Source organism: Shewanella maritima (assembly GCF_043643735.1).
Taxonomy (GTDB): Bacteria; Pseudomonadota; Gammaproteobacteria; order Enterobacterales; family Shewanellaceae; genus Shewanella; species Shewanella maritima_A.
In genome coordinates this window covers 173,335-183,378 of the sequence record NZ_JBHZSM010000008.1, presented here as the reverse complement: position 1 = coordinate 183,378, position 10,044 = coordinate 173,335, and the positions used below count along the sequence as shown (strand labels likewise).

Sequence of the window (10,044 nt, the reverse complement as noted above, 5' to 3'; positions counted from 1 at the left end):
CCCCTGTAGTTCAGTTGGTAGAACGGCGGACTGTTAATCCGTATGTCACTGGTTCGAGTCCAGTCTGGGGAGCCATTCAACTTTATCATATATCAATTCCCCTGTAGTTCAGTTGGTAGAACGGCGGACTGTTAATCCGTATGTCACTGGTTCGAGTCCAGTCTGGGGAGCCATATGTTATCACCCTTCTTGCGATATCTTGCTTTTGATTCACCCCTTCAAACAATATAAATTCCATTTATACCCTGCGGTATTTTTCATATTTGCTCATTAAGGTCTAAAATAGCTTTTGTTCCTAGTGCTATTGCTTTCATTATTCTGCTAATATGTATTGAAATAAAACTTATATATTTCAATGACGTCTTACTTTTCACGATAGTGTTGTAATTGCCTGCGCGTAGCGACACTCATTCATCGTTGATAGTTGACTATCTAATCAGGGAATGGACTCTTTTATATGGGTATATCTAAATCATTTCAATTAACCTTATTGCTGACTTTTGGCATGATGTTTTTTTTGATCTATCACACTGAAAATAAAGAAGTTCAGCATCAGGGACAAATTGCTCGAGCCAATTTTAAAGCAGCGATTGCTGACTACAAAGGCTGGGACCGTTCAGGTGAAGAGTTATATCAACAACTCTCTGAGCAATATACCTTTCAGTTTTTCCAATATGTCCATGAATTAGATACAGAGAAAAACTTCACTCGCGGTACGTTAAAACGTCCTGACGATGACTTTGCTGGTAAGTTATTTAATATTGAGCTCGGCCACATTGAAAAACTTAATAGTGGACGATTACAGGTACGACTCAGTACATCCAGTGTGATCTCTCCGAGTTTTGCTGACTTAGAGCAAGCGGCTACCTTGATGGTACTCAGTTATATTATCTTGATGTTAAGCTTTGCCTTACTTATCCGTTTGCATATGTCGCGTATCAAATATGCAGCAGAATACATCAACAGTATCCCTAATCTATCATTCCAAGCTGTTGAGCTCTCACGGTTCTCAGGGGTGCTACGCCCAATTGGCCTTGCACTGGATAATTGCCGTTCTCAACTAAAGTCCAGCTTAAGTAAAGTACATGCTGAAAATGAGAAGCTTACAAAAGCAGCCTATCAAGACCCGACCACAGGTTTTTCAACCCGCAGAAGCTTTAACCGCTTTTTAGATAAGTTGCAGCAATCGAAAGACAAACGTGTGGGTGTGCTTGCCATTACTAAGTCTGTTGATTTGGCCAATATCAACGAAATTCAAGGCCGAGCAGCCGGTGATGATTACTTGGCAAAAATTGCTACTTGCATGAAACGCGCGGCCAGTAATGTTAGTCAAAATGAAGCATTCCGTATTTCCAGTGGTGACTTTGCCATTTACTTTGAAAGCCTAACCTTAAAAGAAGGCCAGAAGTACCTAGACAACTTACAACATCAATTAAATGAGTATGGTCAAAGTGCCAACATTGACTCTGTAGCACACACAGGCATGGTGCCCTATGAACAAGGCACCGACTCGACAAAACTGGTAGCATTAGCAGATGCTGCTGTCAGCATTGCTCAAACACTGGGTGCAAATCGTCATCATCAACTTGAACAATTTACTGGTGAAGAGCAGCAAGGGGCAGATCACTGGAAAAACACCATTGAAACCTTGATTGACAGTAGAAATATTGAGTTTTACCAGCAACCTATTCAACCTTGTAATACAGACAAAGCTATTTACCGAGAGTTAATGAGCCGCTTTCACAATCAAGACGGTGAACATCTACCTACTTCAACGGTAATCGCAATGGCTGAGCGTCATTCAAGCAGCGTAGAATTAGATAAAATGATCATCATGCATGCGCTGAAAATGCTCGGTGACAATCCAAACTTAACTGGTATGTATGGTATCAACATCAGTGCCAGTACCGCATTACAAGATCAATTTATATTCTGGTTGAAGGATAGTTTGTCGCGTCAAAAGGACGTTGCATCACGTCTCATTTTTGAAATCAATGAGTCGGGTATGCAATCGAATCTGACTGCTAGCCATAAATTTGTCAATGAAGTACATAAGGTCGGTGCCAAAGTAGCGATTGAGCGCTTTGGTTTAGGCTTTACTTCGTTTAAATTCTTCCGCGAAGTTCGCCCCGACTTTATCAAGCTTGATAGTAGTTACAGTAATGACATTGAGCAGGACAACAACAATAAATTCTTTGTTCGTATGATAGTTGATATTGCTAAGCGTCTAGACATTCGTGTGATTGCGACCGGCGTTGAAAGACAAGATGAAAAGCTCATGCTAGAAAAGCTGTTAGTTGATGGCTTACAAGGTTTTTATATTTCGCAGCCCGAAAAAATGAAGCAGTTAGCAAAAACCTTGTAATTGCCACGAATAAAAAAGCTAGAATTTACGCAAGAAGCCTCATTTTTGAGCATGTGTTAGCTGAAATTGACAGAATCACTCAAGGTTAATGGTAAATTCCATTAACCTTGTTTTTTATCCGTTGTTTCTTAAAGCTAAACCTTAGATAATAACAAGATTAATTTTGTTGAAATAACTAATATGACCGAATACCTGCTTCTATTAATTGGTACTGTACTGGTTAATAACTTCGTTCTGGTAAAATTTCTTGGCCTTTGCCCATTTATGGGGGTTTCAAGTAAATTAGCCTCCGCTGTTGGAATGTCTTTGGCGACTACATTTGTATTGACTCTTGCGTCAATTATTAGCTATTTCACCAATCAATATTTGCTTCAGCCATTCGATTTACAGTATCTACGCACCATGAGCTTTATTTTAGTCATTGCTGTGGTGGTACAATTTACCGAAATGTTGGTTCAAAAAACCAGTGATACTCTCCATCGAGCCTTGGGTATTTACCTTCCTTTGATCACCACCAACTGTGCGGTACTGGGTGTTGCACTATTAAACGTTAATGAAGATCATAACTTTATCCAATCTGCCGTATATGGTTTTGGTGCAGCAATGGGCTTTTCATTAGTATTAATTTTATTTTCTGCCATGCGTGAACGACTGGCAGCGGCTGACGTACCTCTGCCCTTTAAAGGCGGAGCAATTGCCATGATCACCGCCGGCTTAATGTCTTTAGCATTTATGGGATTTGCAGGGTTAGTGAAATAATGTTGTCGAGTATTTTAATTGCTGTAGGGATCCTTACTGCTGTTGCATTAGTTTTTGGTTTAATGCTGGGTTTTGCTGCTGAAAAATTTAAAGTAGAAGGCAACCCTGTTGTCGATCAAGCTGAAGCTTTATTGCCTCAAACTCAGTGTGGACAATGTGGCTATCCAGGTTGTCGCCCTTATGCAGAAGCTATCGCTAATGGTGAAAAAATTAACAAATGCCCGCCTGGTGGCACTGCGACCATGGAAAAATTGGCAGATTTAATGGGTGTTGACCCAGAGCCCTTAGATGCTGAAGCGGCAGATACCACCAAAAAAGTGGCTTACATTCGTGAAGATGAATGCATTGGTTGTACCAAATGTATTCAAGCTTGCCCTGTTGATGCCATTTTAGGTGCAGGCAAGTTAATGCACACCGTCATCACCAAAGACTGTACTGGCTGTGACTTGTGCGTTGAGCCTTGCCCAGTTGATTGCATCGACATGATCCCTGTCCCTCAAACGATTAACAACTGGGACTGGAAACTAAACCCACAACCAATCAATGTGATTTCAGCTAAGCAATATGAGGATAAACGGTGTTAACTTTATTAGAACAATTGGATAAAGGCACACTGTGGCACTCTCCAGGAGGCATACACCCACCTGAGCTCAAGTCGATATCCAACAAACAAAAAATTGGCCGTCTTCCTTTGGCTAATGAATACATTATCCCTATTCCACAAGTAGGCGAATTAGCCACGCTTACCGTAAATGTGGGCGATCATGTATTAAAGGGACAATGCCTCACCAAGGGTAGTGGATTTACCTATTTGCCAGTGCATGCGCCTACATCTGGGACTGTTATAGCTATTGAACCCCGCACCAGCAATCATGCATCAGGCTTAAGTGTACTAAGCTGTGTGATTGAAACCGATGGTCAAGACACATGGTGTGAGACTACTGCAAGTGTTGCGAGCGAGCTCAGCAATCCGGTCATATTAGATAAAATCAAGCAAGCAGGTATCGCCGGAATGGGCGGTGCAGCATTTCCAAGTCACATAAAACTTAACCCCGCCAGTGAAATTGATTTAGTGATAATCAATGGTGTGGAATGTGAGCCTTACATCACTGCTGATGATCGCTTAATGCAAGAGCATGCTAAACAAATCTTAGCTGGTATAGCCATTATTAATCAGTTGCTGACGCCTAAACGCATCATTATTGCGATTGAAGACAATAAGCCAATGGCAATCAATGCCATGCAAGCTGCAATTGCACAATCGACGCTTGATGGTGACATTATCCGTGTGACGGTTATTCCAACAAAATACCCCTCTGGCGGCGAAAAGCAGCTCATTCAAATTATCACAGGTAAAGAAGTCCCCAGTGGCACTATCCCAGCACAACTCGGTGTCGTGGTGCATAACGTTGGAACGGCGTTTGCGATCAACCAAGCCGTTACAGAAGGAAAGCCATTAATTGAACGCGTTGTCACCTTAACGGGTGAGCAAGTAAATCAACCAGGCAATTATTGGTTAGCGATTGGCACCCCCATTGAACATGCGTTGTCACATGTCGGGTTTGATGCCCACGCACAGCAGACCCTAATTGTTGGTGGCCCAATGATGGGATATGCCATTAATAATTTACACGTCCCCATTTTAAAGGGGAGTAATTGCATTTTGGCGCCTAGCCAACAAGAGATTGCCCCAAGTGTGCCAGAACAAGCTTGTATTCGTTGTGGCGAATGTGCCGTTGCTTGTCCTGCACTGCTATTACCACAACAACTGTTTTGGCATGCAAAGGCACAAGAGTTCGACAAAGCCGCCAGTTTTAATCTACAAGACTGTATTGAATGCGGCTGTTGTAGCTATGTTTGCCCAAGTGACATTCCATTAGTGGAATATTACCGAGTAGCAAAATCGGCATTGAAAAATGCTGAGGAAGAAAAGCGTCAAGCCGAAGCGGCGAAAGTGAGATTTGAAGCACGTTTGAAGCGATTAGAAGACGAAAAAATTGCGCGTGAAGAAAAAGCCAAACAAGCCGCAGCAAAACGAAAACAATCAATGAAATCTGGCGATAAAGATGCCGTCGCAGCTGCGCTAGCACGTGTCGCGGCTAAAAAAGAAGCCAGTAAAGTACCAGCCCCAACAACAGACAAGCCAGCTAAATCTGATGCAGTTGCCGCGGCTGTAGCCCGTGCCAAAGCGAAAAAGGCCGCACAACAAGCGATGCAGCAGCCAGAGACTACTAGTCAATCAAATGATTCAGATACTAATAATGTATCGCAGCAAGACAAGATTGCAGCAGCCGTTGCCAGAGCAAAAGCGAAAAAAGCAGCGCAAAAAAGTGCACAGGTAAGTGACAGCGTAGCAACAAATGACACTGACGCGCCCGTCGATGATAAAAAGGCTAAAATTGCCGCAGCAGTTGCCCGCGCGAAAGCCAAGAAAGCAGCAAAGCAAACAGGTGAAAAGCCTTTGAGTTCTGAACAGAGCCTGCCTACTGTAGATCAAGTTGAAACGGCATCACCTCAATCAGCCGCAGAGATACCGCAATCAGCTGCAGAGATTAAAAAGGCAAAAATTGCTGCTGCCGTCGCAAAAGCTAAAGCAAAGAAAGCGGCCAGTGAGTCAGCCGCCACACCGACATCAGAAAGACCCAGCTCTGATAACCAAAGCGCTGATAATCAAAGTCCTGCTCAAGTAGACTTTGAAGCTGAAGTGACATCTAACAGTATTAACACAGCTAATAACACCACTAACCACAAGGAATCGGGTTCTGAGCAGCCGATATCTGCAGCGGATATAAAGAAAGCCAAAATAGCGGCAGCGGTTGCAAAAGCCAAAGCGAAAAAAACCGCGAGTCTGGCGAGTACTAATCCGCAAACGACAAGCCCAAATACTGATACACAAGACAGTAAACAGCCCCCACAGGTTTTAGATGTGGCACAGCCTAATACTGACGTTATCTCAGATAATAAAGACAACATTGTTGAGCAGCCGCAATCCGCTGCAGACATAAAAAAAGCCAAAATTGCTGCTGCAGTCGCTAAAGCAAAAGCGAAAAAGCTCGCTAAGCAGCAAGAGGATTAATCATGGCCTTTAAAATTGCATCATCCCCGCATATTAATACCACTTTGCAAACCGCATCGATAATGAAGCGGGTGGTTTTATGTCTGTTACCGGGTATTGCCGCGCAGCTGTACTTTTTTGGTATGGGGACTTTAATTCAAATCATACTGGCTGTCAGTGTCGCGTATATTGCTGAAGCGAGCATTATGAAACTGCGCAAGCGTAGTGTTAAGTATGCACTGAATGATAACAGTGCTTTAGTTACGGCGCTTTTGTTAGCGATTGCTATTCCGTCATTAGCACCTTGGTGGATAATCGTATTAGGTACTTTATTTGCCATTGTGATTGTAAAACACATGTATGGCGGCCTAGGGCACAACATCTTTAACCCTGCTATGGCTGCGTATGTGATGTTACTTATCTCATTCCCCGTTCAAATGACAAGCTGGGTTGCCCCGCAAAATTTAGCGATTAACCCAGCAGACATCATGACCAGTATGCAAGTCATCTTTTGGCAGTCGGCTCAGTATGGCGTTGAGTACTTTCAGTTAGGTGTTGATGGTATCGCGATGGCTACACCACTTGATAGCATTAAAACAGATCTATCAATGGGATTAACCACCACAGAAAGTTTACAGAAAGGTATATTTTCTGAAGGGTTCACCCAAGGCTGGTTCTTCATTAACTTGCTTTATTTAGCTGGCGGCCTCGTCATGCTGAAGCTTAAGGTTATCCGTTGGCATATCAGTGGCGCCATCATTATTAGTTTATTGATTTGTTCCGGCTTTTTCTTCCTGATTAGTCCTGATACCTATGCTAGTCCAGTCGTGCACTTGTTTTCAGGCGGCACAATGCTAGCGGCATTCTTCATTGCCACAGATCCTGTGACCGCGGCCACCAGCCCACGGGGCAGACTTGTCTTTGGCGCCATGATTGGCCTAATGATTTATGTCATTCGTACTTTCGGTGGCTACCCAGATGCGGTGGCCTTTGCCGTATTACTTGCCAATATGTGCGCACCTTTTATTGATCATTATATTCGTCCTCGTTCCTACGGACACCGTTCGGGGAACTCGCTATGACCCAGAAAAGTATGCTTAAAAATGGTTTGATACTTGGCGGATTTGCACTGTGCTGCACAGGGTTAGTTGCACTGGTTAACGCCTTGACAATTGATACCATAAAAGCGCAACAGCAAAAGCAATTGGCCAAAACATTAACTGAAATCATCGCCGAGGATTTACACGACAATGTTCTCTCTGAAGCCTGTATTTTGGTACATGATGAACACTTACTTGGTAGTAAAAATCCATTGCCGGCTTATATCGCCAGTAAAGATGGCCAAGCTGTCGCTCTGGCAATTGAAGCGATTGCACCTGATGGGTATAACGGTGATATTAAACTGATTATCGGCGTGGATAATCATAACAAGCTGCTTGGTGTGCGCACCCTTACCCACCAGGAAACACCAGGGCTTGGTGACAAAATTGAGCTAAGAAAATCAGATTGGGTAATGCAATTTACCGGTATGATATTTAATAGCACTGGCCCTCAATGGGCTGTTAAGAAAGATGGCGGAGAGATTGACCAATTCACTGGAGCAACGATTACCCCCAGGGCTTATATCAAAGCGATTAACAATGCGTTGTTGTTTGTTGAAAACAATCGTAATCAACTGTATCGCAGTCCGATAACATGTGAGGCCAACCATGAGTAGTTATTCAGAAATAGCCAAGCAAGGCTTGTGGCACAACAACCCAGGTCTTGTGCAACTACTAGGCTTATGTCCGCTGTTAGCCGTCACCGCCACCATTACCAATGCGTTAGGGTTGGGTCTGGCAACTATTGTCGTCCTTGTCGGCTCTAACATGCTGGTATCGCTCGTTCGAGACTTTGTGCCTAAAGAAATTCGCATTCCTGTTTTCGTGATGATCATTGCTGCACTGGTTACCTGCGTACAATTACTGATCAATGCTTATGCGTATGGCTTATATTTATCCCTCGGTATTTTTCTGCCGCTGATCGTGACCAACTGCGTGATCATTGGGCGTGCTGAAGCGTTTGCTTCACGTAATACCCTCGCTCACTCGGCATTTGATGGCATCATGATGGGGGTTGGTTTCACTGCCGTTTTGGTAGCACTGGGCGCAAGTCGTGAATTACTAGGCCAAGGCACACTATTTGATGGTGCTGATTTGTTATTAGGTGAGTGGGCTAGCTCGTTGACTATTCAAGTATGGCAAGTTGATAATCAATTCTTGCTGGCAATATTGCCACCTGGGGCTTTCATCGCCATGGGGTTATTAATTGCACTTAAGAATGTCATTGATGCCAGACAAAAAGCAAAACAACCTAAACCTGAAGCACAAGTGGTCACACGAGCAAGGATCACTAAGGTCAGCTAACTACATTTACACCTGCAAGACAGAGCGTGAAAAATGAATAACCAAAAAAGACGCGAAATATTAACTCGATTAAGAGATAACAATCCAAAGCCAGAAACGGAGCTTAATTTTTCGAGCCCGTTCGAGTTACTGGTTGCCGTAACGTTATCAGCACAGGCAACCGATGTCAGTGTCAATAAAGCCACTGACAAGCTATTTCCAATTGCCAATACACCACAGGCCATTTTTGATTTGGGTGTTGAAGGTTTAAAGGAATACATCAAGACAATTGGCCTTTATAACAATAAAGCCATAAATGTCATTAAAGCCTGTGAAATGCTGGTCAAACTCCATGGAGGAGAAGTTCCAGAAAACCGTGAAGCACTAGAAGCCTTACCTGGTGTCGGCCGTAAAACAGCTAATGTCGTGCTCAATACCGCATTTGGATGGCCGACAATAGCAGTAGATACGCATATCTATCGTATGGCAAACCGCACAAAATTTGCTATGGGTAAGAATGTCGACCAAGTCGAAGAAAAAATGCTAAAAGTCACCCCTGCTGAATTTAAAGTCGATGTACACCACTGGTTTATTTTGCACGGCAGGTACACCTGTGTTGCCCGCAAACCACGTTGTGGCTCATGTATTATTGAAGACTTGTGCGAGTTTAAAGATAAGACTGAGTAAACGTCTTTTTAGAGCGAGAAGCAAACATTGACCGTTAAGCTTTTAAAGGCAGAAATTAGCCATTAACTGACAATTTTGGATTGATTTTAATCGCTGATTTTTGAGGGTATTGCTATCTTAACTGCACCCACTATTATGTCAGCTATCTTCAAAGAAAGCTGACATTAGCATATATACTCTAAGGCGCTAACGCCCCCTTTCCGAGATGGAACTAACTTCTTTTTAACCACAATAAAAGATTGAATAGCTATTGGATCACCTGTCTAGAGAATATAATGGACAATTCTATAATCCTAAAGTTAGCTTTACCTCATTATAAATCGCTTATTCTAATCAAAAAATAGCTTGGCCAAATCTCTTTCACTTGACTTTCCCACTGAAAGTCTACTTTTCCATTTGCTTGTTGCAAAAGCCAAATTCTAGCCCATTTTTGCACAACCTTACCTGACTTACTTAGTTTTAAAGGTAAGAATAGCCGTTGATAATGCTCACCTTCATATTCAACGATGTCGTGATTTTTTGCCCTTTTATGTATATTGTCCAACGTCGTACTAATAAGCTCGACCTTCGACAAAGGCAGAATACTTTGTCTTTTTAAACAAGCTAATATTTCAGCCTTCTTAATACACCTTTGCATATAGGCATCTAAATGTGGTCTGTAAATCGTTCCTGTTAGCCCATGAGTAGCCGTACATTCTCTGTCAGCCATTTCTTTTAACGGAATAAGTTCATTATTGACATCAGTTAATTCACTGTTCACATGAAGCTTGTCATTCAATTTAGACAATGACTTA

Annotated in this window: 9 protein-coding genes and 2 tRNA genes; 10 read left to right on the top strand and 1 reads right to left on the bottom strand. The window is 42.7% G+C overall.

The features are described 5' to 3' along the window. The 10 genes from ACHUGF_RS10885 (at nucleotide 1) to nth (ending at nucleotide 9,250) form a co-directional block, all read left to right on the top strand. Nucleotides 1-75, top strand: a tRNA-Asn gene (locus tag ACHUGF_RS10885). Between the two features lie 22 nt (nucleotides 76-97). Continuing rightward, a tRNA-Asn gene (locus ACHUGF_RS10880) sits at nucleotides 98-173 on the top strand. 284 nt (nucleotides 174-457) lie between these two features. After that, nucleotides 458-2,365 carry an EAL domain-containing protein gene (locus ACHUGF_RS10875; protein ID WP_394131106.1) on the top strand — a complete coding sequence of 636 codons (1,908 nt, stop codon included), beginning with the start codon at nucleotides 458-460 and terminating at the stop codon, nucleotides 2,363-2,365. Nucleotides 2,366-2,545: 180 nt separating this feature from the next. After that, nucleotides 2,546-3,124 carry an electron transport complex subunit RsxA gene (rsxA, locus tag ACHUGF_RS10870; RefSeq protein ID WP_394131104.1) on the top strand — a complete coding sequence of 193 codons (579 nt, stop codon included), beginning with the start codon at nucleotides 2,546-2,548 and terminating at the stop codon, nucleotides 3,122-3,124. Between the two features lie 2 nt (nucleotides 3,125-3,126). Beyond that, nucleotides 3,127-3,708, top strand: a complete 582-nt coding sequence (gene rsxB / locus ACHUGF_RS10865; protein ID WP_394131131.1) for an electron transport complex subunit RsxB — start codon at nucleotides 3,127-3,129, stop codon at nucleotides 3,706-3,708. Next, nucleotides 3,702-6,200 carry an electron transport complex subunit RsxC gene (rsxC, locus tag ACHUGF_RS10860; protein WP_394131102.1) on the top strand — a complete coding sequence of 833 codons (2,499 nt, stop codon included), beginning with the start codon at nucleotides 3,702-3,704 and terminating at the stop codon, nucleotides 6,198-6,200. The genes rsxB and rsxC overlap by 7 nt, the downstream gene beginning before the upstream one ends. A 2-nt stretch (nucleotides 6,201-6,202) precedes the next feature. Further along, on the top strand, nucleotides 6,203-7,261 hold the full coding sequence (gene rsxD / locus ACHUGF_RS10855) for an electron transport complex subunit RsxD (protein WP_394131101.1): 1,059 nt from the start codon (nucleotides 6,203-6,205) through the stop codon (nucleotides 7,259-7,261). Nucleotides 7,262-7,272: 11 nt separating this feature from the next. Further along, complete coding sequence (gene rsxG / locus ACHUGF_RS10850) at nucleotides 7,273-7,896, top strand: electron transport complex subunit RsxG (protein ID WP_394131129.1); 624 nt, start codon at nucleotides 7,273-7,275, stop codon at nucleotides 7,894-7,896. Then, the gene (locus ACHUGF_RS10845) at nucleotides 7,889-8,584 is read left to right on the top strand and encodes an electron transport complex subunit E (RefSeq protein WP_394131099.1); all 696 of its coding nucleotides are present in this window, start codon (nucleotides 7,889-7,891) and stop codon (nucleotides 8,582-8,584) included. The genes rsxG and ACHUGF_RS10845 overlap by 8 nt, the downstream gene beginning before the upstream one ends. A gap of 33 nt (nucleotides 8,585-8,617) precedes the next feature. Continuing rightward, nucleotides 8,618-9,250 carry an endonuclease III gene (nth, locus tag ACHUGF_RS10840; RefSeq protein ID WP_394131097.1) on the top strand — a complete coding sequence of 211 codons (633 nt, stop codon included), beginning with the start codon at nucleotides 8,618-8,620 and terminating at the stop codon, nucleotides 9,248-9,250. Between the two features lie 313 nt (nucleotides 9,251-9,563). Here the strand turns inward: nth and ACHUGF_RS10835 are convergent, their stop codons facing one another. Next, the gene (locus ACHUGF_RS10835; RefSeq protein WP_394131096.1) at nucleotides 9,564-10,037 is read right to left on the bottom strand and encodes a hypothetical protein; all 474 of its coding nucleotides are present in this window, start codon (nucleotides 10,035-10,037) and stop codon (nucleotides 9,564-9,566) included. Between the last annotated feature and the right edge of the window lie 7 nt (nucleotides 10,038-10,044).